Below are 26280 nucleotides of genomic sequence, written 5' to 3'. Positions count from 1 at the left end.
CATTGCATAAAAATGGAAAAGTTTTATAATAGGAAACGGCAGAACAGGTGCGTAAAGGGGAGAGTCTTATGAAGCTCGGCTTTCATTCCATTCATCATCGGTTGTTCTTGCTGTTTCTTTTTTGCATGTCCAGTATTCTGCTTATTGTCAGCCTGCTGTACTATAACCGGACTACAGACCAATTGCATGAGAAGATCGGTGATTTGTCGCAAAAAAACGTCGCCCAGAGCGCAGGCTTATTCACGCTTCTCTATAAGGGGTATGACGCCTTGTCCAAATCGCTCAGCAATAACTTCGAGATGATCCGCTTGATTAATGAGAAGACGGACGGGCCGGCGGTGGCCTATATCAATGAGCAGACGGTGACGAATATCATCGGCTCGATCTTTTATTCGCGGGACGATCTGGTGGGTATTCATGTGATCACGGACCGCGGCAAGATCTACAACTATGGCAACTATATGAATGTGGTCGATCCGAATTATAGGCAGGAGGACTGGTACCGGCAATTGCAGGCTTCTTCAGGGAAAATGGTCTGGCTCGGGGTGTACCCGCACTCCCTGATCGACCAGGTGGAGGATAGTCCGGTCTTCGCCTTCGGGCGGCAGCTCTATGACCTGAATGAGCATAAGCCGATAGGCATCGTGCTGTATGAGACGGACCCGCAGCCGGTGCTGGACGCGCTGGAGAATCTGAAGCTGGGCGCGCACAGCCAGGTCTACCTGATGTCCCCGGATGGACGGTTTGTCACCTCGGCCACAGATCCGCAGCCGGACGCTGCCCGTCTGCCCAAGCTTCCCGCTTCGGAGCATGTGATGGTTCAGCAGGAGCGCGGGCAGCTGGTTGTGGCGTCTAAGCTGTCTTTCTCGGGCTGGTGGGTGATGAGTATTACGCCGGACAAGGATCTGAATGTGGAGCTGGTGGAGATGAAGCGTTATCTCTTGATCGTGATCTCGGCGCTCATTCTGGTCTCCACGCTGATTGCTTCGATCGTATCGCAGACCATCTCTTCGCCGCTGAAGAAGCTGATCCGCGAGATGCGCCAGGTGGAGGTGGGGAACTTCGGCGGCATGGTCAAGGTCTCTTCGTATCAGGAGATTAACATTCTGGTCGCTTCCTTCAACCGGATGGTCCGGCGGATCGAGGAGCTGATTGAGCGGGTCAAGCTGTCCTCAGTCAGCGAAAAGAATGCGGAGCTGCACGCTTTGCAGTCCCAGGTGAACCCGCATTTTCTATACAATACGCTGGATATGATCTACTGGATGCTCGATGAGGAGGGCAATGAACAGCTTGGCGAGCTGGTGCTGTCGCTGTCCTCAATGTTCCGCTACAGCAGCCAGTGGGAAGACGGGGCTGAGGTGAGCCTGAGGGAGGAGCTGGAGCAGATCGGGCATTACTTGAAGATTATCTCGATCCGTCTGGAGGGCCGCCTCGTAATCGTGACGGATATCGATGAACGCTGGCTGAACATAAGGGTCCCGAAGATGACGGTGCAGCCGGTCATTGAGAATGCGGTCAAGCATGGACTGGAGCCGCTCTCGCGTCAGGGGATTCTTAAGGTGTACACCCGGCAAGAGGACGACCACCTTGAGCTAATTGTGGAGGATAACGGGGACGGAATGAACGGGGAGCAGCTTGCAAGGCTACAGGAGTCGCTGAATGTGGATGGTCCGGATAGTTCGGGCTCCAGTGGCAGAGAAGGCGGCAAAAGCGGGATCGGACTCCAGAACCTGCACCGCCGCCTGCGGTTCATGTTCGGGGAGGGCTATGGTCTGCAAATTCAGAGCTTCCCCGGTGAGGGGACGCAGGTGGCGATCGTGCTGCCTATTCCAGTGGAAGGAGAGCGACCGGGATGAACATTCTTATAGCCGATGATGAACGGGCCATCCGTGAAGGCATCAAGCGTACGATTAAGCAGATTAGTGCAGAGCATCAGGTGTTCGTGGCTGAGCGGGCGGAGGAAGCGGTGAAGATTCTGGAAGAGCAGCACATCCATATCGTGCTGACCGATATTCTGATGCCGGGCATGAACGGGCTGGAATTCATGAAAATCTCGAAACGCCGGTATCCGTATGTGAAATGGATTGTCATCTCTGCCCACAGCGAATTCTCCTATGCCCAGGAAGCGGTCCGGCTGGGTGCGCGCGACTATCTGCTGAAGCCGATCGGCAAGCATAAGCTGACCGAGCTGATCGACAGCCTGACAAGCGAAATCCAGCAGGATAACCAAATCTCGCGGCAAGGCGAGCGGCTGAAGGCCAGTCTGCGGTTCCTGCGCGAGGGGGTTTTTCAGCGGCTGGCCTCCGGGCTGGATATCGGGAATCTGGACATCGACGCGTTCATTGAAGATTATCACTCCTTCTATCTGGTGATGGTTCAGCTGGAGCCTGGGGATCAGAGAGCCCGGCTGGAGCATTTCATTGTCGAGAATGTTCTCTCCGAGCTGATTGAGCGGTATGGGCGGGGCTTCGTGGTCAGCTATGACCGCCAGCACCTGCTGGGCCTGATCTCACCGGGCGAGAGCGTCCGGGTAGAGCAGTTCCAGGAGGAGGTAAAGACGCATCTGACGCATTATTTGAAAATCCCTTTTCAGATGATCTATTCCGGGCGGAGCTGTGACTTCCATACGGTGCCGCAGATCGTGAAGCGGATGCGGGAAGCTTCGGCCTTCCAGGGGCCGCCGCTTGAGCCGCTCAAGGGGAGTGGGGAGAAGGCGATTGAAGTGGCGCTGCACTACATTAAGGAGCATTTCTACGAGGAGCTGTCACTGGAGAGAATCGCTTCGGTGGTGTTCCTGAATCCGGCTTATTTCAGCCAGCTGTTCAAGCAGAAGACGGGGCAGGGGTACAAGGAATATGTTACCTCGCTGCGGCTGGAGCAGGCGAAGCTGCTACTACTGAATCCGGGGCTGAAGCTGGCCGATATCGCAGAGCGGGTAGGCTACCAGGACATGCGCCATTTTACCCAAATGTTCCGCAAGAAATACAACCTTACCCCCACAGAATACCGCCAGCAGGAGAGCATCAGCATTCTTAGGAGCAAGGGTACTCTGTGAGGATGTCTGCGACTTCGATTCTTCCGTTAATCAACAGCTCTGGGAGCGCATTATTATAATTTCCTTTCCAGTATTCTCTGGCTTGTTCGATTTTACGGGAGAATGGGGCCCCGTCTTCCTTGGGCAATAGACTGCCATCACCTTCAAAAATAGCTCCAGTGACCTTAAGTTTCACGATCTGCAGCACTTTCCGGTGATACGAATCGAATATGCTTTTCCACATCAGGGCGTCTTCATAGCTCTTCGCTGCGTATAAGCAAGACAAACGTGAAGGATACTCAGGATGTTCCTGTAGCCTTACCATTTCAACGATCACCTCTCGAACCGCTCGGATGGTCTGCTCCGCATACTTAACCGTAACATCTGCATCCTCTTTATCCAATTTCAAACCGTCATTAGTATAATTGCCGTGCAGGATTTGAATAACGTCTTCCCCTTTGGAATTCAACTGTTCTTGCTCAAAAAAGAAGCGATACAAGGTGTTTTTCTGCTGGTTGTCAAAATGAATGATTTGATTCAGGGCCATCTTCTTCCGGGTTACAATGTGGTAAACGTATCTTTCGCTTGCTTGCATTGTCTACCTCCTAGTAGAGCATCAGATTTAAACGTGTGAAAATTACTTTTAACTCATCACTTGCTGAGGGTTGCCGTGCCTGATTAGGTGCAAGGGATAGGCTTAATTGCAATCTGTACAACTAAATCACCGGATGTGCCGCTGAATCTCTGTTTAGCTGTATTTCGTACAACTAAAATGCTTCTGTATCCGTCTTTTCGCCCATTCCGCCAAATTTAGTTGTATGGAATACAGTTAAGAGAGGTGTGCCTTCGTTTTCATTGTTTTTAGTTGCACCAAATACACTTATCTCTGAATATTAGCTATGAACGCAGCTTCATACCTTTATAAACTTAGTCATAACCCATACCCCATCGTAAAAAGATGGAGACGATTCCGCAGACCAGTCCGGCGGTCGCATCAATAATTAACCCAGTGCTCCAGCGTAACAGCGCGGGTAAGGCCAATGGATTCGGCGAGGCGGATGGAGGCGAGGTTGTTCTCCAGCACCTGATACCTGGGAATGTAGCCCCGTTTCAGGGTATGAAAGACTGCTGTATGGACTACACGCTGTGCCAATCCCCGCTGTCTGGCAGCTTCTATGGTACGTACGCCGCCTATCTCCCAGATTCGTTCCTCATTGCGGTACACCATACATGTGCTGAGTGGCGTATCCCCGTCAAATAACGTCACAGCGAACGCCCCGTCTTCAAAATACTGCGTGATCTCCTCTAGCGAATAATCATTCGCCATCCACAGCGGCAGCAGCCGTTCATCGATAGCTTCACTGACCGTGCAGGCCTCATCTGGGCTGAACTTCTGGCTTTCGGCCGAAGAATACGAGTAGAGACTACGGACCCGCCGCAGCGTGAAATAGGGTTCCAGCGCCTGGCGGTATGCATCCTCCTGAAGCTTGAAGACCAGGTTGGCGTCCCGCGGCAACCGCTTCAGCAGGGCAGGGAAGACCTGAGGACTGCTGTAGTCCATCAGCACAACTGTGTCAGCCTCCGGGTAAGTCCGGTGATCATAGCCGAAGGTTGCGGCAGGCATAAGTAGCAGCACGCCCCACTCCTCCTGCTGTTCAATCAGCACGCTGTCGATCTGAGCATGATACGCCGTCATCATTTTGAGCAGCGTAACATTTTTCAGCGGATTCCGGCGTAATTTCTCCATTAGGGCTGTATAGTGACTCATGCGGGATCACTCCTTTTGCTCAGATTAATAGATTGTTCAATGTCATCCAGACGCTTGAACAGGCGCTCATACTTGGATAACAATGCAGGATCGTCTACCTGTACACTGGACCTGTAAAAAAGGATATCGCCCGTCCCCTCATTGATCCGGCCCCCTGCTTGAAGAATCTGCTTCAGATGCCTGGCGGTTCCGAGACTGCCGGAGATGAAGTTCACCCCTTCGGGGAATATCTTCCGCAGGCTTCCCTCGAAGTAGGGGAAATGGGTGCATCCAAGAACCACTGTGCTGTACCGCTTAAGGTCCAAGTGTGCCAGCTCACTTTTCAGATAGGGAATAATTCTCTCTTCGTCAAAATCAAAATGCTCCGCAAACTGAACCAGCCCGGGAAGCGGCAGACTATCTACAATCTCCCCGTGATCGATACGGTGCACCAAATCATGATACTTCTTCTCCTGCAGCGTTAAGCGGGTGGCGAGTACCAGCACCTTCTTCTGCTTGCCCTCCGATTGTTCAACCGCAGGCTTCACTGCCGGCTCGATCCCGAGGACCGGAAAGTCATACCGCTGCCGCAGCTCTTCGATCACAATGCTGGTGGCTGTGTTACAAGCGACAACCAACGCTTTGATATGCTGCTTGGCCATGAAATCCACCGCTTGCAGGATGTACTCCCTGACTTCGTCTTTTGTCTTCTCCCCGTAGGGAACATGGTCTGTATCTGCATAAAAGAGGTAGTCCTCTTGCGGCAAGAGCTTAAGCGCCTGATGAAGCACCGTTAACCCGCCAATTCCGGAGTCAAAAAATCCAATTCGCATACGTCCACTCTTTTCTTGATGATTCTATTCCATAGATTATACTTGTAAGGTATCCATTACGGGATGGGCGTGACTCCAGAAAATATTTGGACTTCCGGCCGCTGTTGTCCCCAGATTTCTTAATTTAACCTGCTTTCTGCAGTTGAAATCCGGTGACAAAGGCGGACGCTACCGCTCCTCCAGTTCCAAAATTCCCCTCCGCCACTATCCTTATGGGTGTTTTCAAGCTCAATCTATATCTTCTATTTCTATCATTAGATTTATAGTATAACTTCTCTTCCCAGCAAAAGACCAGGCTGTTCGCCCATGCCATGGGGAAAGCCTGGTCTACGAGCATAGCAAAGCTGAAATCAGCTCTCGTTCTTGGTCACGCCGTTTAGACTTGGCACGACATCTGCCGCTTTATCAGGAGTCACCATCTGGGGGATTTCGCTGATGCTGGCGTGATTCTGCTGGTTGTTTTTTGAATCGGCGCGGTTGTCTGCACGGTCATGCTTCGGGTCTGCACTATTCTTGGGCATACTGTTCACCTCCGTCTCTGCGGGTTAGTATGAGATAGAGGTTTGTATTTTATTCCAGTGGCGGGTACAGGTTATAGCCGAAGGAGGAGAGGGATTATGGCTGAGAAGACTAAGGTTGTAGAGGTGGTTCCGTATGATCCGGCCTGGAAGGCGGAATATAGCAGAATTGAGAAGCGGATGCTGGAGATCGCCGGAGATCTGATTATCGCAGCGGAGCATGTGGGCAGCACCTCGATTGAAGGACTGTGGGCCAAGCCTGTGATTGATATCGATCTGGTGATGGAGAGCTATGACCAGCTGCCGGAGATCATCCGCAGACTGCAGGAGTTCGGTTATGAGCATCAGGGTAATATGGGCATTGAGGGCCGGGAAGCCTTCAAAAGCAACCAGGATGACGGATTCATGAAATACCATCTGTATGTATGTCCCAAAGACGGCAAAGGTTACGTGGAGCATATCCGGTTCCGTGATTATCTGCGCAGCCATCCCGCTGCCCGGGAGGAATATCAGGCGGTCAAGCAGCGGCTGGCTGAAGCGTACCGTTATGATATTGATGCGTATTGTGACGGGAAGACCGCGTTTGTGCAGTCTATTTTGCAGAGGGCGTCACAGCAGCAAGAGTGAGAGGGAGCTTAGCTGGGAAGGGTCCAGAATCCCTCTGCGGACGACTTGTCCGGCAGCACTGCCTCGTATACACGCATTCCCGCCGGGTCAAGGAACCCGAATGTTCTCCAGCCGTTTAACTGCGGGGAACCGAAACAGATATGCAGCTCGCGGGCTGTGTTGTCACAGACCATGGACCATAAGGTGCCTAAGCCTTCGCTGTAATGGTGACAGCAGATCCCTTCGGGATATTCGCGTCCTGCGGCAGCTTTCATGCCTTCTACAGGATTGATAGAGGTGTTATCGTCCATAAGTGCTGCACGCAGCGCGTCATATCTTGTCCATGAGTTCTCCATGACTTGCTGATTGTGTAGCTGCATGGAGGGCAGGGTGTAATGGTTCGCCGAGAGCACAAGCTGGCTTACGCTTAAGCTGGCAGCAGTAGCAGGATGGTACTGGATCTCTTTCTCGGTACCAGCCGTCTCCACAAGGGCGATGTTCCCCTGGGCGTCAGAGATCAGGAAGTTTCTGTAGTCGGCCACCGGCATGCTGCGCATGAGCTGGACAGCTTCTTCTGCGGTAGTACATTGATCCAGCAAGGCCCGGACTACGCCTGGAAAAATAAAGCCCTCCCCGGTCATCTCCGGCCGGACTCTCCCCGAGGTGGTGGTTACGGTAAGTCCTGCTTCATTCATCCCGTCATAACGCCCGAACAGCTGCAGCGCAAAGCCGGTATGCGCCGGTTTGCCCTTCACCCGGGTAGTGCTGAGCAGCAGCTGATTATACGGCTCATCCTCCCAGCCAAAATCATAATTACGCATATGACAGATATGTCCGCTCTGTTCTCCACTTGCTCCAGTTCGGTAGGCTGCCTGTGTGCAGTGGCCCGGTGCCTGAAAATAGGAATAATAGAATACGACATGGGCGGCCTCTACGCCGGTCTCATCGGCGAAGCCTTGAATTTCTTCATTCAAGCCGGGGCAGTAGCGCTCGAAGCTCTCCATGGCTTTGTCTGCAGCATAGGGAGTCAGCGGGGAGGCTCCCATGAAGGGGGAGGACAAGAAGGATAGCATGGCGGAGTTATTCTTATGATGGGCGCCAAAGGCGCGCCCGACCTCATAATGAGTGCCTTCGGTAACGAGATGTGTAAATTGTGCGGTCTTGCGCTGTAACAAGGGATTAGCATCCATGTGAATGTTCCTTCTCTCGGTTATTCTCTGCGCAGAGTAGGTTCATTATAACGGGCGTATAGATCAGGCGGCAAAGCCTGCTGCACCCCAAATCCCCGGATGCGCAGCCAAGCGGCGAAGCGCTGTTATGAATTAGTCACATTTTCACTGGAATAGAAGGAAATACTTGTATTATTGAGGTTTTTAAGGTAAATTATTGGTAAGACTTTCGGATTACAAATCTTCCGGAAGTGCAACCTAATACTTGGTATATGCAAGCCGAAGAGGAGCATTTCCCCCAAATGCTCCTTTTTGCGTGGGCAGGCTGTTAAGGTGCGAATGAAACGGTCTGAAGCACATAGCGGATGAGGAAGAAGGCAATGATCAGTATGGAGAAGGCGCTTAGCAGAAAAGAAACAATCTCTCTACCTGAACGTTTGGTTCGCCGCATTACGGTCACCTCGGAGTATAGGAATGGATTAGCCGTCACAGGTTATGCTCTATCCATCCATATTATACATAATTATTCCAAGACTGTAATACAAGCCAAAACAGGCTGTGCAGACCAGACTTATGTTTGTTATTGCTGCCCAAAGTAAGTTAGAATGAACCTACGCCAAAACAGCTTAGAAATCATTTACTTCAATGGAGGCATTGCACCTATGTCAGATTTTAATACAGAACATGAGAATCAGCCGCTGAACCGGACCCTGTTAAATGAAGCCGGGCTGGACCCCAAGGAACCCGTGGATCTTAATAACTGCGAGAAGGAGCCCATCCATATTCCCGGACTTATTCAGCCGCATGGTGTATTGCTGGCCGTAACTCAGGACACAGCTCCTAGGATTGTCCAAGCCAGTCTGAATACGGGTAAGTTATTGGGAACAGCTGCAGAATCACTGTTAGGAACGCCTATGGCTGACCTGGTAGGCCCGGAGCAGCTGAAGATGATGCTTGAACGCAGTGTGAATGCGAAAGAAACAGCAGATTTACAATATATAGTTATAACGATTAAAGTGGCAGATCAGCCGGAGGACTTCTTCTGCATCATTCACGAAAGTGAAGGGTTGATGATCGTTGAACTGGAGCCTGCCTCCATCGATCAGAGCGACAGCTCCAATGACTTCGACTGGATCCGCACGTTCTTCGGACGGCTGAAGCATACGGCGAACCGTCTCGAAGCCAGCCAGGCCGCCGCCGAGCAGGTGAAGGAGATGCTCGGTTATGACCGGGTCATGATCTACGAATTCGATGAACAGTGGAACGGCAAGGTGATTGCGGAAGCCAAGGAAGAAGGACTGGAACCGTTCCTTGGCCATCATTATCCTGCGTCTGACATTCCGAAGCAGGCACGTGAGCTGTATCTGCGCAACTGGCTGCGGACAATCGTCGATGTGAACTATCTTCCGGTTCCGATCACCCCGGTGCTGCAGCCCCTTACCGGTAAGCCCCTGAACCTTAGCTTGTCCATCCTCCGCAGTGTGTCTCCGCTCCATATCGAGTATTTGCAGAATATGGGAGTCGGCGCAACGACCACCATCTCGCTGATCAATAATAACAAGCTCTGGGGACTGATCACCTGTCATCACTATTCTCCCAAGTATGTCCCGCACCGTATCCGTAATCTGTGTAATTTCCTGGGTGCCTTCTTCTCGAGTGAGCTGTACCAGCGTCAGCAGCTCGACAATTATCAGACGGAGCTGGAGATGCGGACCAAAGCGATGAGAATTGTTGATATTTTCACAGGTAACGTCAGCTCTTCCCGGGTGATTGAACAGCTCGGCGATGAAGAGCAGACACTACTGGGTATGATGGAGGCTTCCGGCGCAGCCGTGTGTTATCAGGACAAGCTGATGCTGTTCGGAGTAACACCCTCCCAGGAGCAGGTGCGGGAGCTTGCCGGCTGGCTGGCAGGGAAGTCGAAGGATTACACCTACTGCACCTCCAGGCTCAGTCTGGAATATGAATCAGCCAAAGCTTACAAGAATAAAGCCTCAGGGGTCATCTATCTCGCCCTGACTCCAGGACATCAGAATTACATGATCTGGTTCAGGCCTGAGGTGGTCGAGATTGTGGACTGGGCCGGAGATCCGGCTAAGGCTGTCATTCAGGAGAATGACGGACAGCGCCTGTCTCCCCGCAAGTCCTTTGAGAAATGGCGGCAGGTGGTTCAGTCCACCTCACTTCCGTGGAGAGAGCAGCATCTTAACATTCTGCCTCAGCTCAAATCTATTCTGCGCGGACAGACCGAGAACCAGCTGCGTCAGGCGGAAGAACAGGCCCTGCAGAATGCCCGCAGTCTGCGCCACAACGAACAGCGGTATCTGCAGCTGATGGATCTGTCTCCGGTAGCCTTTTTCATGATTACCGATGATGTGATCGCCTACTGCAATAACCGTGCAGTGGAGCTGATAGGTGAAGAGAAAGGAAAATCCCTGATCGGGCAGCCGTTCCTGAACTATGTGCAGGAGTCTTACCGGCCAGCCCTGGAGCAGCACTTCATAGACCTGAGCCAGAATGTGACCCAGTTCGTATCTGATCAGGGACAGTTCGTGAGCAGCGACGGGCAACCGCTGGACGTAAGCCTGAGTCTGGCTTCGGTCATTCATGGCGGCAGACCATCCATTATGGCGGTGCTTAACACTGGAACCGGTACAGAGGCGAAGGGTGAAGCCTATATCGATGCGGCCAATCAGATGCAAAGCTATCTGACGACCGATTCACTAACCGATCTGCCGAACCGCCAGGCCCTTGTGCATGAGCTGGATCAGCGCTGGGAGGATACGCTGAATACCCGGGAACCCTTGCTGCTGCTGTCGATTGATATCGATGATTTCCATTCCTATAATGCGGTACACGGGCTGAAGGGCGGCGATCTTTGCATCCAGTCGGTAGCCGATGTACTGAATATCATCAGCATCACGCACGGCACCTTCGTGGCCCGCTTCAGCGGGGCGAACTTCATCCTCACGATGGCGGGTGCGTCCGCCTCCCAGGCGGAGCAATTAGCCGAGTCCGTCCGTCAAGGTGTCTCTGATCTGCAGATTCCCCGCGACCGCTTTGAAGAGGAAGGGGTGGTCACTGTAAGTATAGGCGGCCTGTTGAAGGTACCGGTTCCCTCTGACCGCCCGTCTGACTTCATTGCCAAGGCGGAGAAGGCTCTTTATGAGGCGAAGTCTGCCGGGAAGAACCAGGTCGTGTTTTATTAGTACTATCGTGCATCCAGAGAAGAAGCCGGATGAGTCCATATTGGACTTGTCCGGCTTTTTTTAATAGAGTTTATATGTTTTGGGGTCCCCGCAAAGTTTTTGAGTCATCACCTACGCTAAAGCTCCACTTTGTGGGGTTATTTTGCTGTCCTATTCGTCCAATCCCCCGCAGGTAATCCGCATACATTACAGAGTAACCTTTGGTGCTGTCCAGAATCTTGTATACCATCATCCACATGATCCGCATTATCCAGAGCGAGGTGAACCGCATTGTCTGTAGAGAAGCATACGCTGGCGGCAGGAACGCCCTATGCCACACCTTATTATGTCATTAGCAGCGGGGTCCCCGGACCTGTATTCATGATCATCTCCGGTGTTCACGGCAATGAGCCGGCGAGCAGCCGTGCAGCGCAAGGCATCGCCAGCCGGCTCAGCCGGGGAGATCTGATGCTGCGCTCAGGGAAGCTGATTATCGTCCCGCTGGTGAACCAAATCGCACGGCGCAAGGGGATTCGCGGGAATCCTGACCTGAACCGTACCTTCCCGCGCGGACAAGGCGCCCCGGCCCGTCATCCGTTGTCGGCAGCCGTATGGCAGCTTGCCTTGCGCTACCGCCCTTCGTGGGTGCTGGATCTGCATGAGGCGAACGGGCTGTCCGAGCTGAATCCGAAGCGGGTCGGCCAGACCCTGATCATCAGCCCGGTCAGCCGGGCGCATGGACTGGCGAAGCAAATTGTGAAGCGGATGAATCAGACGATCACGAATAGAGCTTACCGCTTCAACATACGGCATAGGGAGCGTGCAGGAACTTCCCGGATGGCCTTTCAGCGCCTGCTCGGTGCCCGGGCGGTGACCGTAGAGACCTGCTGGAGCCTGGACTATGCCTTAAGAGTAAGGCTGCAGAGTGAGATCGTCTACCACTTTCTGCGGTCTCAGGGGATGATCGGCTAATTAAGGGGATGACACAAGGGATTGACACAACTGAATATAGTGTATATATTACATATATACACTAGTTACAACAAACACAAAGGAAGCTGATGCTGCTGCATGAATATCGTGATATCAAGTACATCTGGCGAACCGATCTACGCCCAGATTGTGGGGCAGGTCCGCCAGATGATTCTCCAAGGCGAGCTACTCTCGGGTACGCCGCTGCCATCGATCCGCTTACTGGCGAAGGAGCTGCAGATTAGCGTCATTACCACAAAGCGGGCTTATGAGGAGCTGGAGCGGGAGGGGCTGATCAACTCGATTGTCGGCAAGGGATCTTTTGTCTCCGGGGCCGATCAGGAATATATCCGGGAACAGCGGCTGCGGATGGTAGAGGGCAAGCTGAAGGAGATTATTGACGAGAGCAGACAGCTGGGCATGGAATACGCTGAACTCGCGGAGATGCTGAAGCTGCTCTATGAGGAGGAACAGGAATGAGTACTGTAATTGAGCTAGACCATGTAACGAAGAGCTACGACCGTTTTGAGCTGAAGGATATTTCGTTATCGATTAAGGAGGGTTACATTACCGGGCTGATCGGCCCGAATGGCGCAGGTAAGACCTCAATGATCAAGATGATAATGGGCTTGATCTCGCAGGACCAAGGGGACATCCGGGTCTTCGGCCAGAACAACCATCAGGAGCAGGCAGCGATTCGGGGGCGGATCGGCTACGTCTCGGATGAGAGCTTTTATTATGAGAATATGACCGTGAAGCAGATGAAGAATATTATTGCTCCGTTCTATCCAGGCTGGGACAACGATACATATCTGAGATTTCAGGAGCAGTTCAAGCTGTCGCCGGGTAAGAGAATTAAGGATCTGTCGAAGGGGATGAAGATCAAGTTCTCGCTCGCCATCGCTCTGTCCCATGGTGCCGATCTGCTGATTATGGATGAGCCTACTTCGGGGCTTGATCCGATCTTCCGCCGGGAGATGCTGGAGCTGCTCAGTGAGCATATTCAGGATGAGAAGAAGTCGATTCTGTTCTCGACTCATAACACCACAGATCTGGACCGGATTGCCGACTATATTGTATTCATTAATGAGGGACGGATTGTATTCAATGAGATGAAGGAGAGTCTGAGCGAGCGCTATTTGCTGGTCAAAGGCGGGAAAGAACTGCTGGACCGGGATGTACGCCAGTGGTTCGTGGGGTTGCGGGAGAACGGGCTGGGATTCGAGGGGCTGATCAGCAACCGCGCGGAAGGTGAACGTTATTTCAGGGACACCGCAATCTGCGAGACACCTACGCTGGAAGAGATTATGTATTATACGGTAAAAGGGGACGAAGCTCATGCATAATTCCATTGCGCTGATCCGTAAAGACTTCATGCTCACCCGGAAGTTCATCCTCCTGCTGATTCCCTATTATCTGATTATGGGTTATATGAGCGCTGAAGCCTATACGGTGTTCTCGCTGTTCCCAGCTATGCTGCTGCTCATTAACTCCTGTACCATCGATATGCAGCATAACAACCAGAAGTTTTTGGCCACGCTCCCGGTGCCAAGGCAACGGCTGATTCAGGCTAAATATATGACGCTGATTCCATTCTCCTTGTTCAGCCTGACCTGTACGATTCTGCTGTATCTGGTTGCTTTTACGATGGGCAAGTTGGATGAACCGCTGCGCTGGAGAGAGCTGGGAATAGCTACTGCCGCGTTCCCTTTATTAGCCTCAATTTATCTGCCGATGTATTACTGGCTTGGACAAAAAGGGATGCAGATCGTCAACTTCATCTTTATAATGGTGATCATGCTGAATTTCACGGCAATTACCAGCTTGTCTAAACGGTTTCCGGCACTTGCCGAATGGATTAGCACTGGCAGATTGGATAATGTCTTGCTTATTGCCATCGGCGTGCTGGCATACCTCGTCATGATCTATAGCTCTTATCTGATTTCGACCCGGATTTATGTGCACAAGGATATCTAGCTTCATTGCTGGTATCAGCCTCATCCCAAGAATGACCTCAGCTTCCACTGTCCAGTGGCAGTCTGAGGTCATTCTTGATCATTCACTCATGGTTCGCTTAGCGGAAGGTTCCGCCCCGTTCCAGGTTCTCTACGAAGTCCTTGGCTTCCTTCAGGCCCAGATTCCGCGCTTCACGCATGACCTTTATTGCCTGGATCTTCTTGCCCTCGGCTAACAGCAGGCGGATTCTCCGCTCGAGGTCCGGTGCCAGCTCCGGGTTCTGCACGAACATCGGCGCAGGAATATGGCTGGTTCGGCTGAAGGAGGGGTCAGCGGGCATTCCTCCGTAAGGATCTCTTTGATTGAGCCGGGCTTCCAGCTCGTTCACACGCCGCTTCAGGCTGAACACGCTAAGCATGAGCAATAATACCAGCACCAGCGCCAGAATGGCGACGAGATCGATCGTATCCATATTGTCCATAGGTAGTCTCCTTTCAGTAGCAGGTTTCATCAAGGATGCCAGTGCCATTATACTCTACTACCCCTTAGAGAGAAGAATGAACACTTCAGGCCTGATTGTTGATTGTATCCGCTTGGGCGGGACCCTACAATGAGTTACAGGAACAGTACACATCTTGCTTCAACGGTACGCGGATTCCCAATTCATCTGGAGGAGTGATCGCAGTGAACGAAGCTACACATATGAAGGCGATTCGGATACATCAATTTGGAGGGCTAGAAGAGTTAAGGTATGAGGATGCACCGATCCCCGTTCCCGCAGCGGACGAGATTCTGATTAAGGTGGCAGGGACCGCATTCAATCAGGCAGATGTCAAAATCCGCAAGGGATACCTGCAAGCTATTTTCCCGCATGAATTTCCTTACATTCCTAACTTTGAGGTGTCGGGTACGGTGGAGGCAGTAGGAGCAGAGGTTACGGACTTTCAGCCGGGGGACAGAGTCTATGCTGCACTCGATATGTCCCGGGACGGTGCTGCCGCAGAGTATGTGGTCACCAAAGCGCAGTATGCTGCGCTGGCGCCAGTCTCCCTGGAGCTATCCGATGCAGCTGCGCTGCCGATTGGTGTCTTAACCGCATGGCAGGGGTTATTCGATCACGGTAACTTGCCGCAGGGTGGGCGTGTGCTGATTGCCGGAGCCGCTGGCGGGGTAGGCATCTATGCGGTGCAATTCGCCAAGCAGCATGGAGCGTATGTTATAGGGACTTCCTCAGCGGCCAGTATGCCGATGCTTCAGGAGCTGGGGATTGACGAGATTATTGATTACACCAAGGAGAGCGTCACGGACAAGCTGACGGACAAGGTGGATCTGATCCTCAATCTGTCCCCTGAGAGCACTGAGGTACTCAACACATGGCTGCCGCTGCTAAAAGAGGGAGGAGCGCTGATCTCGGCAGTGAATCCTGCGGACGAAGCGCTGGCAGCGCAGCTTGGCGTTAAGGCACACCGGCTGTTTGCACAAGAGGATCGTACGCTGCTGACGCGGGTTGCAGAGCTGGTGGATGCGGGCAAGCTGAAGCTCTGGATTACTGAGCGTCTGCCGCTGGCCGAGCTGGCTGCCTCCCATGCCATGAGCGAGGCCGGTAAGCTCCGTGGTAAGGTACTGATTACAATTTAAGCATTAGCGATCAGAGTCGACTGCATAAATAAGACCTCATTATAGATCACCGCCAGCTCCTCCGGAGTATAAGGCATCCCGCTGTGCAGCCATTCTTCCGTAATTCCGAGGAAAATAGACGCGGAATGCGCAGCGAGATACTCTGGAGGAACCGCCGGGTGTTCGGCAAATACGCCATTCATCTCCAGCTTCCGGTAGAAGCTGCGTTTGACAACCTCCTTGAATTGCCCCGGAAATACCGTGTCCCCTTTAGCCCCGAGAAATAACCGGAGCCGCTCGCCGTGCTGCTGCAGATACTCAAGAATATGCACCAGAGGCGGATAGGGTATGCCCTTCAGATAATGCTCCGACATCTCTTCGCGTACGATTTTGACAACCATCACCTGCTCCAGACCTGTCAGTATTTCCCGCTGCAGCTGCTCCAGCAGATCGTATTTATCTGTAAAATGCAGATAGAACGTTCCCCTGTTAATATGTGTTCTAAGCGCCAGCTGGCGTACGCTCACCTTGTGAAATCCTTCCTGCTCCATGAGCTGGAGGAAGTTATCCTCGATCAAAGCCCGGGTTCCCGCTGACATCCTCTCATGTATATCGCCCATACTGTGTTCGCCTCTTCCGTTAGCTGCTGAAACTCTATCTTTTTAAAATAGGATATTTAAAGCCAAAATTCAAATGTTAGCTAAGCCAAAGTCTTTCTGTTTACCATTAATGAGATAAAATGGTGTATAATTAAAGGAAAGGGAGGCGATTTTATGTCTGATTTCTTCAATCCGGGACCTCATGCGAATTCGACTGATCCCGGCGGGCACAAAGCCAATCATGACGTTAATGAACAAAAGCTTCATAAAGAAGGGCCTCAGGGATTATGGCGGCAGATCTCTGATCTGTTAATTGCAGTAGGTGTTATTGCTTTGATTATTGTTGTGATCATGTGGATTTTTTGATTAACATCTCCAAATGAGCGGTGGTCTGGAACAGGTATGTAGTTTCTGGAGTGCTGCTTTTTTTATGCTCATCTAAGCCAATAACCCCGAGCCACTCTTCCTTCGCCATCAGCCCTTCCCTCGATATTCACTCGGGGTTTGGCCGGTGAACTTCTTGAACTGCCGCATGAAATGGACATCGTTCTCATAACCGCAACTTGCAGAGATCTGGCAGATGGTATAGGTGGTGCTCTTCAGTAAATAGGACGCATGGCCCACGCGGTTAAGGATGATGTCGCTGACGGCCGGAATGCCGAAGATTTGCTTATAGATCTGCTGAAAATAGGACGGGCTCATGTTCATCCGCTCTGCAAGCTGTTCGACAGAGTACCAGGTGGAGGGGGAGCTGAGCACTTCATTTCTCAGGTTCAGGAATGAATCATAGTATTTGCTGACCGGCTGGCTAGACTCCACATGATGCCGCATATCGCTAAGCTTCATGAACAGGCAACGAATAATGGAGTCGATAATATTCTGGCGGAAGCTGCCGTTCTGCAGATTCTCCCAGTGAAGCTCATTCACTTTTCTAGTGATATAGAGAGGGTCATGGGCCTTCATTAAGGTGTCCAGCGGCAGCTTCAAGCGTTCAAACCAAGCATTCGCCCCCTCCAGCTCGAAGTGAAACCAGTCATGCACCAGCGGCAGCTCTGCGTCTCTGTAGAAGTAGTGGCTGTTTCTGTTATAGATGATGTAAGTATTCGGTTCAGCGTAGACGCTCCGCGTCTGAAGCCTCAGCTCCATCTTGCTCCGAAAGAATACAAAGACGTAATCGCCGGAGCCTTCCGGGCGGTCAATCGTCATGCCCTCTGGATGAATAACATTCGAACCGCACCGCTTTAGGGTGATCATACACAATTCCACCTTTTTGGAGGATAGATCAGTCAATCAATAGAATAATTCATTTTCTTTCCCGGGACAAGGGAGTACTCTGTGATAGTGAATATGGAGAATACTTCAGTAATGAGAAAGAGGGTTAATTCTAATATGACTGGAACAACGACGAAAGCAGCTACGAAATTCTATACCCCGAACTACCCGAGACCCCAATTTGTCCGCAGCCAGTGGCTGGATCTGAACGGAGCATGGGACTTTAGCTTTGATGATGATCACGCAGGCATTGCGGCGCGCTGGATGGATCATTTTCCGGCCACACATACCATTAACGTTCCATTCGCCTACGAGACAGCGGCCAGCGGCATCGGTGAGGAGACCTTCCACCCACGGATCTGGTACCGCAAGCAACTCGTCCTGTCCCCGGCGATAGAAGGGAAGCGGACGGTGCTGCATTTTGAAGGCGTGGATTATAAGGCGGTCTGCTGGGTAAACGGCGGCTATGCCGGAGAGCATGAGGGGGCGTATGCGCAGTTCTCCTTCGATATTACCGATCTGCTCAGGCAGGATGGCGTGAACGAGATTGTGCTGATGGTGACCGACAGCGACAGCTGTCTCCAGCCCCGGGGCAAGCAGCGCTGGGCGGGCCGGAACCACGACTCATTCTATGTGCAGACCACCGGCATCTGGAAAAGCGTCTGGCTGGAGCATGTCCACGCTACCCGGCTGGATTCCGTGAAAATGACGCCCGACATTAACCGCCAAATGCTCCGGCTGGACTACTGCTTGCAAGGCTTAAATGAAGCACAGGATCTCCGGCTGGAGACGGAAATTACGTTTCAAGGGGAAAGAGTGAATAAGCTTAGCCTGCCGGTAGATAGAGCTTCGATGACCGTGGAGGTCAGCATGATGGAAGGCATTAACGGGCCTTGGCTGCAGAACCTGTGGTCTCCGGGGAACCCGAATCTTTTTGACATCGAGTTCGTGCTGTATGCGGGTGAACAGGAGATAGACCGGGTCGGCTCGTATTTCGGTATGCGCAATATCTCGATCAAGGGCGGCCAGATCCTGCTGAACAACCTCCCGCTGTATCAAAGACTGATCCTGGACCAGGGCTACTGGACCGATAGTCATCTGACCCCGCCGTCAGAAGAAGCGCTGATTCAAGATATTGAAGCGATTCTGGAGATGGGCTACAATGGGCTGCGCAAGCATATGAAGGTGGAGGACGCCCGGTTCCTGTACTGGTGTGACGTCAGAGGGGTATTGGTCTGGTCGGAGATGGCGGCCGCTTATGAATATAACGACGAGGCGCTGGAGCGGTTCACCAACGAATGGCTGGAGGTCGTGCGGCAGCAGTATAATCATCCGTGCATCATCACCTGGGTGCCTTTTAACGAATCGTGGGGGGTGCAGAATATCCTTCATGACGTCCGGCAGCAGACATTCACGGAGGGCATCTATTATTTGACTAAGTCTATCGATCCTTACCGTCCGGTGATTACGAATGACGGCTGGGAGCATACGGTATCTGACATTCTGACCCTGCATGATTATGTAGAGCGGGGAGAAGCACTATATGAAACCTACAAGGATAAAGACTCTATTACCGGCAGCAGCGGTACGTATAACGAGTGGAAGTTTGCTTTTGCAGAAGGTTACAGCTATAAGGGGCAGCCAATCATCATCAGCGAATATGGGGGGATTGCCTTCAAAAGCGAACACGGCTGGGGCTATGGCCATCAGGTGGATAGCGAGGAAGCTTTTCTGGAGCGGTTCGGCAGCTTGACCCGGGCGATTCAGGCCATTCCATTCATCTCTGGGTACTGTTATACGCAGGTTACAGACGTTCAGGATGAGGTTAACGGGTTAATGACTGCGGATCGCGAGCCGAAGGTGCCGCTGGAGCGGATTAGAGAGATTAACCTGGGCCGGGGGATGTAAACTCTTTCAAAAAATCATAGAAGGGGTTGACGAAAGGAGAATATTAAACTATCATTCATAATAGTTACAAAAAATTAATATTTGTCAGGCAGCATTAGCCGGCAAGAAAGGAGACTGAGTTCTTTTTGAAGAAAGGAATCGTATGGCTACTGAGTATTGTGCTATTGCTATCGTTTGGATCTGAAAAAGCATCTGCGGATGACAGCTCCAGACTTGATCAAGAGGTTAATGATGTGATGGGAACTCCATATAAATGGGGAGGAACCAAGGCATCTGAAGGGTTTGACTGTTCCGGATTTATCATATACATATTTGGCAAGTTCAACTTAGATCTTCCGAGAACATCCAAGTCGCAGGCAAGTGCAGGCGAATATGTAGCCAAGTCCGATTTACGTCCGGGAGATCTTGTCTTTTTCGAAACCGGGGGCAACGGCATCTCGCATGCAGGCATCTATGTGGGCGACAACAAATTTGCACATTCCTCAAGCAACAAGGGCGTTACGATCACCAGCCTGTCATCAGGTTACTATAAGGAACGCTATGTTACCGCCAGAAGAACCATTTCTGAGAGCACTTATCAGAAGATGACTGGCAATTAAATATGTAAGACGAAGAGCCTCTAGACTTTCTAGAGGCTTTATTTATATGATTTGACACGCAAAAGAAGTGTGATTATAATGGTCGTAGCAACTATAGTCATGACTGTTATAAAGGAGGCCGACCTTGGAGTTAGAACAATATATTGGTGTGAATGTGCAGCGCGCGGCACTTAAATTGAATAATTACTATCAAAAGGTAGTCAATCCGTTCGACATCACTGTAGATCAGTGGGAAATCCTCATCGTACTATGGGAAAAGGAAGGGATTACGCAAAAAGAACTTGCCGAGAGACTGCACAAGGACCAGACTAATGTTGCACGAATGCTGTTCAAGCTGGAGAAGAAGGAATTCATTTATCGTGTGGTTCATGAGACGGATCGAAGGTCTTTGCGTGTATATTTAACGCCTAAAGGACGGGATATCAAAGAAGAAATCCTTACCCCTTCCAATGAGGCATATAACAAAACGATCCAGGGGTTATCCAAAGAGGAAGTTGAGACGTTTCGCAGGGTTCTTACTGTAATCTACAACAACGTAAAAGATCTATAGTCTTAAGAGGAGACTCTCTATAATCAAAGGGAAGAGAGTTTTCTCGGTTATATACTTGCTGCGGCAACTATAGCTGTGACTATTATAATTCCAAAACTTATTCTTAAAAGGAGAATTGTCAGATGGAACTATCAGCAAAAGAAGCAGGGGTCTTCGACGCCAAGTATAGAGCATTAACCATTGGAATTATTCTTGCTGTAACTACCGTTGCGTTTGAAGGTTTAGCAGTGGTTACGATTGCTCCAAGCCTGGCACAAAAATTGAACGGGCTACATTTATACGGCTGGATATTTAGCTCTTTTCTGTTGGCACAAATCCTGGGGACGATGATCATAGGAGCGCGGATTAACAAAAACGGCGTATTTGCATCGTTTGGCCTATCCATACTATTTTTTGTGATCGGCATCGTGATTGCGGCGACTTCCGTGAATATGATTACCCTAATCATAGGGAGGGTGTTTCAAGGTTTTGGTGGAGGTGCTATCATTACATGTGTGTATTACAGCATTACTGTAGGTTATCCCGATAAGCTGAGAACGAGAATACTTGCTTTGTTTTCCGGCGCATATATTCTGCCAGCATTAATCGGCCCTTATATTGCCGGGCTTATAGCGGAGCATATCTCCTGGAGAATTGTTTTTTGGCTTGTGCTTCCCTTCATAGGTTTGGCTGTCATGTTGACGCTTCCCGCGTTCCGCAAATTTACAGTTAGAGAGAGCAACCCTTCCCACAGTAACCGAAAAGAAGGTTTTGCTGTACTCCTGACTATTGGAGCGGGAATGCTGCTGGCTGGGCTGGGCTTTATAACCGATTGGAAAGGCATGGTGCTGTCGGCAGCAGGCTTGCTTATCATGATTCAGCCCTTGCGGAAGCTGCTGCCAGAGGGCACCTTAAGTGCCAGAAGAGGTTTGCCGGCTACGATTGCTTCCAGAGGATTCTTTGTGGCCAGTTATAATGCGACCGAGAGCTATGTTGTCCTGGCTTTGACAGATGTGAAAAAGCTTCCTGCGGATATGGCGGGATTAATTGTAGCCGCAGGTGCATTAAGCTGGTCAGCGGCAGCCTGGATCCAGTCCAAGTTAGATGCCAAGGATCATGGGACGGGACGGAAGAAGCGGGTAACCGTTGGTATTGGATTTATGATTATTGGAGTGGCTGCGGTCATTCTCGCTGTTGGCCTTCCCGAAGGAGGGATCGCATTTGCAGTGATTTCACAGCTTTTCACTGGCTTCGGCATCGGTTTGGCACATCCTACGACCGGAGCGATTGCACTGCAGCATACCACAACAGGTGAGGAAGGAGAGATAGCCGCCAGCCTTCAGTTTACAGACGCATTTAGTCCGGGGTTAAGCATTGGAATCGGCGGAGGCCTTATCGCCGTCAGTCAATCACTGGATTTGGGGTTGTTGACTGGGATTATATTGGCTCTGTCTCTTCAATTGTTTTTCGTTCTTTTAAGTTTTATGCTTTCCTTCCGTATTAAGCAGGCGAAGGGCTTCTTCTAACAGAAAGATTAACAAACTCCAGATCGATATAAGTATTTCTTATAAAAATACCTGAAAGAAATACGGCGCATCATCGCAGCCGATTCAATGATCATCTTCGGATTCCATGGAGAGTAGTTTACTCCTTCCGGTGGCGTGGACTCCTTCATTACCAGTGTCGAACAGCTGCGGCATGGATTGGACATCTTTCCTGTAGACTGAGATAATACAATGGAATCCATCTAAGGTGGTGTATGCAGATGCCGGCAACCTGGACATTTCATGCAAGCAGAATCAGAGTATCCCCTACTGTTAACTAATCATTTACAGGGGGAATCTAGAACCGCCCGGCCACCCTTCATGAGGTGGCTGGGTGTGTTTTCCGAAAGGACACAACTATGAACCTGTCAGAACTAACCCAACATACTGCATCCCGCCTAAGTCCAATGCGACTGATCCCATGGGCATGTAGATGACCGGGAATTAGCCTGATCTCTACTCTATAATCAGACGGCGACGTTGCCCTGGAATCCACCGGGGGGAGTCGCCGTTTTTGTTAGGGTGTGTAGCTCATAGTGTGCCCTGGCTCCTCGATATGCACCATCACCCGCACCAAATAATCCTCCGGATGCTTTATAACGATCTCATCCAGCAGGAATTCCTCGTAAGCATCTCTTTTAATAACATAAGTTCAAAACCTTCACAAGCAGGAAACCTAACCCGGATAGCAGGACCGATCCGATCAAGCCGGCTCCGAAGGCCTTGAGGCCCATGCGTCTAAAAGCAGCTAAATCTACGTTCAGGCCGAGGCCCGCCATAGCCATTGCAATGAGGAAGTACGCAGCAAGTATAAGCTTATCCGTGATTGCTTCAGGGATGATCTGCAAAGTATTGACGGTGCTCATTAGCAGGAACCCCAGGATAAACCAAGGAACCGGTACAGATCTCCAATTGGATGGTCCGGTCTCCGGGTTCGCCTGCCGCTCCTTGCGGTTGGCCCAGATTCCGATGATTACAGCGATCGGCACCAGCATGGTGACACGCGTTAATTTGACGATGACTGCCAGATCAACTGCCTGCTTGCCGGCTGGCCCGGTTGCTGCAATGACATGAGCAATTTCATGGAGGGTGGCCCCTGAGAAGATGCCGTAGCCCAGTGGAGTCAAGTTAAGGAAAGGGTAAAGAAGGGTATACGCCAGTGTAAAAAGGGTGCCTAAAATCGCAACGGTTGCCGCGCTGACCGCCGTCTCCTCGTCACTTGCTTTGAGCTGCGGGGCGATGGCTACTACCGCTGCCGCTCCGCAGATCGCCGTGCCGCAGGCCGTCAGCAGTCCCAGTCTGTTTTCTACCCTGAACAGTCTCGCAAGCACAAGCACCGTACAGATTGTAAACCCAATACAAACCATGGCGATCAGCAGCACCTTGGGGCCAGCCTGAAGGATATCCTTCAGGCTAAGCCGCATGCCCAGCAAAATGATGCCATACCGCAGGAGCTTTTTGGAGGTAAAGGAGATGCCGGGTGTTAAATAACTTGGAACGCCTAGCGTTGCTCTCCAGATCATTCCGAGCAGGATGGCTATTACTAATTGCCCCATAATGCTCAGGAAAGGGAAGATAGATACGTATTTGGCGAACAGGGCCAGCATTAGAGGCAAAGCGATACCGAGCGCAAACCCCAGTTTTTTCTTTTCCTCCATGTGTACCGCGAGTTGTGGATTCATCGAAGTCACGTCCAATAGGTTGGATTTAGTTCCTTTAACCACTATAGTAAGTTATGATTGATTAGGGAAATACGGATTTTAAATCTATATCATAATAAATTGTTATTTTAAAAGGGGCGTGCGATCGATCATGCTTGAATCCCTGGTGGTGTATGTAACGGTTGTGGAGCAGCGGAACTTTTCCAGAGCGGCAGAGCTTCTGCATCTGTCACAGCCTGGAGTCAGTCTGCAGATCCGTAATCTGGAGAAGGAACTCGGTGTGAAGCTCATGAACCGTTCGCCCAAATGGGTGAAGCTAACGGAAGCAGGCGAGCTGTTCTATAGACGGGCGAAGGAAATGCTGAATCTCTATGAGTCTGTTAAGCTCGATCTGGCCCGGCTGCATGATACCGTCAGTGGAAGCTTACATATTGGGGCTAGCTTTACAATTGGCGAATATGTGTTGCCCCGGCTGTTCTCATCCTTCGCCAAGCAATATCCCGATGTAGACATGGAGATGACGATTGCGAATTCAACAGAGATTGTCTCTGCCTTGCGGGAGAATAAGATTGAAGTGGGTTTGATCGAAGGAAGCATCGAGGCGGCGGATCTGCAGGTTGTTCATTTTATGAAAGACGAACTGATTATCATCGCTGCTGAGAATCACCCGCTCTCACGAACGGGTGCGGTGGAGGTGGGCGTACTCCAGGATCAGATATGGGTGCTGCGTGAGAGCGGTTCAGGGACGCGTTCGTTCAGCAATCATTTTGTGGCACAGGCTGCTCTAAGAATGAAGCGCTCGTATGAGATCAACAGCAGTCAGGGCGTGAAGGAGGCTGTCGCAGCCGGACTTGGGATTTCCATTCTCTCTAAGTGGGTGGTCCGCAGGGAGATCGAGACCGGTAAGCTCATAGAAATTCCTGTGCAAGGCCTGAGCCTTGTAAGAGACTTCTCAATTGTGCGGCTGCCCGGTCATGTTCCCAGCCGGGCGAACGAGGTGTTCGTGGAGAGATTGGTTAAGCTGGATAGTACATTTTAAATAAAAGATTGAAACAAGAGAAAAGATGGATAATAATGAGAAAGTTAACTTTATCAAATTAATTGGGGGAAAAGCAATTGCGTAAACGGAGAGTAACCAGCACCTTTTTAATCACTATTTTTGCAGTATTCTATTTATTTAGTGGAGTATCGGCTGCTAACAGCATCTCACCAAGTAGTGACTTCAAACCATTATGGAACATCTCAAATGAATCTGAACTGGATATGTTCCTACAAGCACCTTACCATGTGCCAAATACCAATATAGTTTATCTTCACACCAACACTTCGGTTAATTCGGAGACAAAAAGCTGGATAGTTAGTGTAGTTTCAGCGGTAGATAAGACTACAGGTAAGAAAAAATGGTCATTTGAGTTTTATAAAAAAGGGATGCCTTATCCATGGACGACTTCTGACTTCGCATACAGTCAAAGCGGTTCTATTTATGCATTGGTGAAAGACGGGGGTGGATCAAGATTATATTCTGTTAACTCCTCCGGAAAGCAGAATTGGGTGATAAACGTTCCGGATGCCCAGGACCTATACGCAATGAACAATGGTACAGTGTTGTTAATAAACTCCGATAAAGTAGATTCAAAAGGTAACCGCACACCATGGGCTTATGCATATAGTCAAAACGGAAAAAAGATGGGGGAGAAATCACTAACACAAATGTACTCGGTTATAGACGGACAATATCTTGTCACGCAAACCGGGCCATTTGGAAAATCCAAACTTGAAGTGTTTGGCCCAACGTTAAATCGATTGTTTACTTATACGCCTCCTGCAGGAGCAGTGTTATACGTTGACGAAATGTCCTGGCGTATAAATAAAAGTGATATTCTTCTGCGAATGAACTTACCAAAAACAGGAAACCGGTTAATCGCAATAGATTCAAAAGGCAAGACGTTGTGGGGAAAAAATATAGCTGGAGACGCTTCGGTTCAATCCATAGGCGAGAATTATGCAGTATATGAGAATAATGAGTTAAGTGTTTTTGGAGCAAAAGGACTCATTGTAAAAAAGCCAATTCAATTAGGTGATCCTATGAATTTGGTCTTAAAAACTACAGATAATAAGATTAGAATTCACTCTGAAAATTGGATGGACATTCTTGATCCAATTACACTTAACATTATGTATCATATTCCGTATGATGAGAAACAAATGACGTATTATTATGCCGGAGATGGATATCTTTATTTATTAAAAAATGGTTACCAATTATTTCAGTTTAAATTAGACAAGGTAACAAATTCAAAGTAGCTAAATGGAGAGCATTTTTATCGTTAAAAGTTAATATTAATAGCCATTAATGAAACTACCGCTGATGATGCAGCGGTAGTTATTTTTGTAGTCAATTATAAAGTTATCTTATAACTTCTTCACAAAACCCGTATTTCTTTTAGTTCAAATAAACTCTTGATTTATTCAATTAAATGTTGATCTGTATATATTGTGACATAACATATTGACGTTTTTATTCGAGC

26 protein-coding genes are annotated in these 26280 nt (G+C 50.3%); 16 read left to right on the top strand and 10 right to left on the bottom strand.

Features of this window, described 5'->3' with window-relative positions; translation table 11 throughout:
* Positions 1-68: 68 nt before the first annotated feature.
* Both NST69_RS15775 and NST69_RS15770 read left to right on the top strand, forming a co-directional pair.
* A complete protein-coding gene (locus NST69_RS15775; protein ID WP_342550028.1) occupies positions 69-1856 on the top strand; it encodes a sensor histidine kinase in 1788 nt (595 codons plus the stop codon).
* Entirely contained in the window at positions 1853-3055 is a 1203-nt protein-coding gene (locus NST69_RS15770) for a response regulator (RefSeq protein WP_342550026.1), read from the top strand. Before NST69_RS15775 ends, NST69_RS15770 begins: the two co-directional genes overlap by 4 nt.
* On the opposite strand, the gene NST69_RS15765 is transcribed toward NST69_RS15770, so the two are convergent.
* The 4 genes from NST69_RS15765 to NST69_RS15750 all read right to left on the bottom strand — a co-directional run bounded on the left by NST69_RS15765 (position 3033) and on the right by NST69_RS15750 (position 6135).
* On the bottom strand, positions 3033-3629 hold the full coding sequence (locus NST69_RS15765; protein WP_339314525.1) for a DUF2441 domain-containing protein: 597 nt from the start codon (positions 3627-3629) through the stop codon (positions 3033-3035). The two genes, NST69_RS15770 and NST69_RS15765, sit on opposite strands and share 23 nt — an antisense overlap.
* Positions 3630-4028: 399 nt before the next feature.
* Positions 4029-4802, bottom strand: coding sequence for a GNAT family N-acetyltransferase (locus NST69_RS15760; protein WP_342550024.1), 774 nt, complete (start codon positions 4800-4802; stop codon positions 4029-4031).
* Positions 4799-5614: a glutamate racemase gene (gene murI / locus NST69_RS15755; protein WP_342550023.1), complete on the bottom strand. Its 816-nt coding sequence runs from the start codon at positions 5612-5614 to the stop codon at positions 4799-4801. The genes NST69_RS15760 and murI overlap by 4 nt, the downstream gene beginning before the upstream one ends.
* Before the next feature lie 350 nt (positions 5615-5964).
* Positions 5965-6135, bottom strand: a complete 171-nt coding sequence (locus NST69_RS15750; protein ID WP_200869561.1) for a hypothetical protein — start codon at positions 6133-6135, stop codon at positions 5965-5967.
* Between the two features lie 96 nt (positions 6136-6231).
* Here NST69_RS15750 and NST69_RS15745 point away from each other — a divergent pair, with 96 nt between their 5' ends.
* On the top strand, positions 6232-6759 hold the full coding sequence (locus NST69_RS15745; RefSeq protein WP_342550022.1) for a GrpB family protein: 528 nt from the start codon (positions 6232-6234) through the stop codon (positions 6757-6759).
* 8 nt (positions 6760-6767) lie between these two features.
* Here the strand turns inward: NST69_RS15745 and NST69_RS15740 are convergent, their stop codons facing one another.
* Positions 6768-7928, bottom strand: coding sequence for a C45 family peptidase (locus tag NST69_RS15740; protein WP_342550021.1), 1161 nt, complete (start codon positions 7926-7928; stop codon positions 6768-6770).
* Between the two features lie 307 nt (positions 7929-8235).
* Entirely contained in the window at positions 8236-8358 is a 123-nt protein-coding gene (locus NST69_RS15735) for a hypothetical protein (RefSeq protein ID WP_268748454.1), read from the bottom strand.
* A 211-nt stretch (positions 8359-8569) separates the two neighbouring features.
* Between NST69_RS15735 and NST69_RS15730 the strand changes: the two genes are divergently transcribed.
* From NST69_RS15730 to NST69_RS15710, 5 genes are all read left to right on the top strand, one after another.
* Entirely contained in the window at positions 8570-11116 is a 2547-nt protein-coding gene (locus tag NST69_RS15730) for a diguanylate cyclase (RefSeq protein ID WP_342550020.1), read from the top strand.
* 270 nt (positions 11117-11386) lie between these two features.
* Positions 11387-12067 carry a succinylglutamate desuccinylase/aspartoacylase family protein gene (locus NST69_RS15725; RefSeq protein WP_339314509.1) on the top strand — a complete coding sequence of 227 codons (681 nt, stop codon included), beginning with the start codon at positions 11387-11389 and terminating at the stop codon, positions 12065-12067.
* Positions 12068-12166: 99 nt separating this feature from the next.
* The gene (locus NST69_RS15720; RefSeq protein ID WP_209873956.1) at positions 12167-12547 is read left to right on the top strand and encodes a GntR family transcriptional regulator; all 381 of its coding nucleotides are present in this window, start codon (positions 12167-12169) and stop codon (positions 12545-12547) included.
* The gene (locus tag NST69_RS15715; RefSeq protein WP_342550019.1) at positions 12544-13413 is read left to right on the top strand and encodes an ABC transporter ATP-binding protein; all 870 of its coding nucleotides are present in this window, start codon (positions 12544-12546) and stop codon (positions 13411-13413) included. Before NST69_RS15720 ends, NST69_RS15715 begins: the two co-directional genes overlap by 4 nt.
* Complete coding sequence (locus NST69_RS15710; RefSeq protein WP_339314505.1) at positions 13406-14044, top strand: ABC-2 transporter permease; 639 nt, start codon at positions 13406-13408, stop codon at positions 14042-14044. Before NST69_RS15715 ends, NST69_RS15710 begins: the two co-directional genes overlap by 8 nt.
* A 97-nt stretch (positions 14045-14141) precedes the next feature.
* On the opposite strand, the gene NST69_RS15705 is transcribed toward NST69_RS15710, so the two are convergent.
* Positions 14142-14504, bottom strand: coding sequence for a ribosomal protein L7/L12 (locus NST69_RS15705; RefSeq protein ID WP_342550018.1), 363 nt, complete (start codon positions 14502-14504; stop codon positions 14142-14144).
* A 203-nt stretch (positions 14505-14707) separates the two neighbouring features.
* Here NST69_RS15705 and NST69_RS15700 point away from each other — a divergent pair, with 203 nt between their 5' ends.
* Entirely contained in the window at positions 14708-15661 is a 954-nt protein-coding gene (locus tag NST69_RS15700) for an NADP-dependent oxidoreductase (protein WP_342550016.1), read from the top strand.
* On the opposite strand, the gene NST69_RS15695 is transcribed toward NST69_RS15700, so the two are convergent.
* On the bottom strand, positions 15658-16260 hold the full coding sequence (locus NST69_RS15695; RefSeq protein WP_342550015.1) for a TetR/AcrR family transcriptional regulator C-terminal domain-containing protein: 603 nt from the start codon (positions 16258-16260) through the stop codon (positions 15658-15660). The two genes, NST69_RS15700 and NST69_RS15695, sit on opposite strands and share 4 nt — an antisense overlap.
* 153 nt (positions 16261-16413) lie before the next feature.
* Between NST69_RS15695 and NST69_RS15690 the strand changes: the two genes are divergently transcribed.
* A complete protein-coding gene (locus NST69_RS15690; protein ID WP_342550014.1) occupies positions 16414-16605 on the top strand; it encodes a hypothetical protein in 192 nt (63 codons plus the stop codon).
* Between the two features lie 108 nt (positions 16606-16713).
* Here NST69_RS15690 and NST69_RS15685 read toward each other — a convergent pair whose 3' ends face one another.
* The gene (locus NST69_RS15685) at positions 16714-17493 is read right to left on the bottom strand and encodes an AraC family transcriptional regulator (RefSeq protein WP_342550013.1); all 780 of its coding nucleotides are present in this window, start codon (positions 17491-17493) and stop codon (positions 16714-16716) included.
* A gap of 135 nt (positions 17494-17628) precedes the next feature.
* Between NST69_RS15685 and NST69_RS15680 the strand changes: the two genes are divergently transcribed.
* The 4 genes from NST69_RS15680 (at position 17629) to NST69_RS15665 (ending at position 22073) form a co-directional block, all read left to right on the top strand.
* Entirely contained in the window at positions 17629-19419 is a 1791-nt protein-coding gene (locus NST69_RS15680) for a sugar-binding domain-containing protein (protein WP_342550012.1), read from the top strand.
* Between the two features lie 125 nt (positions 19420-19544).
* On the top strand, positions 19545-20018 hold the full coding sequence (locus NST69_RS15675) for a C40 family peptidase (protein WP_342550011.1): 474 nt from the start codon (positions 19545-19547) through the stop codon (positions 20016-20018).
* Between the two features lie 124 nt (positions 20019-20142).
* Entirely contained in the window at positions 20143-20568 is a 426-nt protein-coding gene (locus NST69_RS15670) for a MarR family transcriptional regulator (RefSeq protein WP_036726721.1), read from the top strand.
* A 122-nt stretch (positions 20569-20690) separates the two neighbouring features.
* A complete protein-coding gene (locus NST69_RS15665) occupies positions 20691-22073 on the top strand; it encodes an MFS transporter (RefSeq protein ID WP_342550009.1) in 1383 nt (460 codons plus the stop codon).
* Between the two features lie 656 nt (positions 22074-22729).
* On the opposite strand, the gene NST69_RS15660 is transcribed toward NST69_RS15665, so the two are convergent.
* Positions 22730-23773 carry a YeiH family protein gene (locus NST69_RS15660; protein ID WP_342550007.1) on the bottom strand — a complete coding sequence of 348 codons (1044 nt, stop codon included), beginning with the start codon at positions 23771-23773 and terminating at the stop codon, positions 22730-22732.
* Between the two features lie 127 nt (positions 23774-23900).
* Here NST69_RS15660 and NST69_RS15655 point away from each other — a divergent pair, with 127 nt between their 5' ends.
* Positions 23901-24791: a LysR family transcriptional regulator gene (locus tag NST69_RS15655; RefSeq protein ID WP_342550184.1), complete on the top strand. Its 891-nt coding sequence runs from the start codon at positions 23901-23903 to the stop codon at positions 24789-24791.
* 77 nt (positions 24792-24868) lie between these two features.
* Entirely contained in the window at positions 24869-26056 is a 1188-nt protein-coding gene (locus tag NST69_RS15650; RefSeq protein WP_342550006.1) for a hypothetical protein, read from the top strand.
* Positions 26057-26280 lie beyond the last annotated feature (224 nt).

The sequence above is a fragment of the Paenibacillus sp. FSL P2-0089 genome (genome assembly GCF_038595095.1).
GTDB lineage: Bacteria > Bacillota > Bacilli > Paenibacillales > Paenibacillaceae > Paenibacillus_AQ > Paenibacillus_AQ silagei.
The sequence above is the reverse complement of the archived record's forward strand: the minus strand, read 5'-3'. Positions and strand labels throughout refer to the sequence as shown.

Excerpts from the sequence above, each read along its gene's own strand:
- NST69_RS15695 (WP_342550015.1), bottom strand. The coding sequence starts at position 16,260 with ATGGGCGATATACATGAGAGGATGTCAGCGGGAACCCGGGCTTTGATC.
- NST69_RS15665 (WP_342550009.1), top strand. The coding sequence starts at position 20,691 with ATGGAACTATCAGCAAAAGAAGCAGGGGTCTTCGACGCCAAGTATAGA.
- NST69_RS15680 (WP_342550012.1), top strand. The coding sequence starts at position 17,629 with ATGACTGGAACAACGACGAAAGCAGCTACGAAATTCTATACCCCGAAC.
- NST69_RS15730 (WP_342550020.1), top strand. The coding sequence starts at position 8,570 with ATGTCAGATTTTAATACAGAACATGAGAATCAGCCGCTGAACCGGACC.
- NST69_RS15765 (WP_339314525.1), bottom strand. The coding sequence starts at position 3,629 with ATGCAAGCAAGCGAAAGATACGTTTACCACATTGTAACCCGGAAGAAG.
- NST69_RS15735 (WP_268748454.1), bottom strand. The coding sequence starts at position 8,358 with ATGCGGCGAACCAAACGTTCAGGTAGAGAGATTGTTTCTTTTCTGCTA.
- NST69_RS15685 (WP_342550013.1), bottom strand. The coding sequence starts at position 17,493 with ATGATCACCCTAAAGCGGTGCGGTTCGAATGTTATTCATCCAGAGGGC.
- NST69_RS15760 (WP_342550024.1), bottom strand. The coding sequence starts at position 4,802 with ATGAGTCACTATACAGCCCTAATGGAGAAATTACGCCGGAATCCGCTG.
- NST69_RS15775 (WP_342550028.1), top strand. The coding sequence starts at position 69 with ATGAAGCTCGGCTTTCATTCCATTCATCATCGGTTGTTCTTGCTGTTT.
- NST69_RS15720 (WP_209873956.1), top strand. The coding sequence starts at position 12,167 with ATGAATATCGTGATATCAAGTACATCTGGCGAACCGATCTACGCCCAG.
- NST69_RS15745 (WP_342550022.1), top strand. The coding sequence starts at position 6,232 with ATGGCTGAGAAGACTAAGGTTGTAGAGGTGGTTCCGTATGATCCGGCC.
- NST69_RS15740 (WP_342550021.1), bottom strand. The coding sequence starts at position 7,928 with ATGGATGCTAATCCCTTGTTACAGCGCAAGACCGCACAATTTACACAT.
- NST69_RS15715 (WP_342550019.1), top strand. The coding sequence starts at position 12,544 with ATGAGTACTGTAATTGAGCTAGACCATGTAACGAAGAGCTACGACCGT.
- NST69_RS15660 (WP_342550007.1), bottom strand. The coding sequence starts at position 23,773 with ATGAATCCACAACTCGCGGTACACATGGAGGAAAAGAAAAAACTGGGG.
- NST69_RS15750 (WP_200869561.1), bottom strand. The coding sequence starts at position 6,135 with ATGCCCAAGAATAGTGCAGACCCGAAGCATGACCGTGCAGACAACCGC.
- NST69_RS15705 (WP_342550018.1), bottom strand. The coding sequence starts at position 14,504 with ATGGACAATATGGATACGATCGATCTCGTCGCCATTCTGGCGCTGGTG.
- murI (WP_342550023.1), bottom strand. The coding sequence starts at position 5,614 with ATGCGAATTGGATTTTTTGACTCCGGAATTGGCGGGTTAACGGTGCTT.
- NST69_RS15710 (WP_339314505.1), top strand. The coding sequence starts at position 13,406 with ATGCATAATTCCATTGCGCTGATCCGTAAAGACTTCATGCTCACCCGG.
- NST69_RS15690 (WP_342550014.1), top strand. The coding sequence starts at position 16,414 with ATGTCTGATTTCTTCAATCCGGGACCTCATGCGAATTCGACTGATCCC.
- NST69_RS15770 (WP_342550026.1), top strand. The coding sequence starts at position 1,853 with ATGAACATTCTTATAGCCGATGATGAACGGGCCATCCGTGAAGGCATC.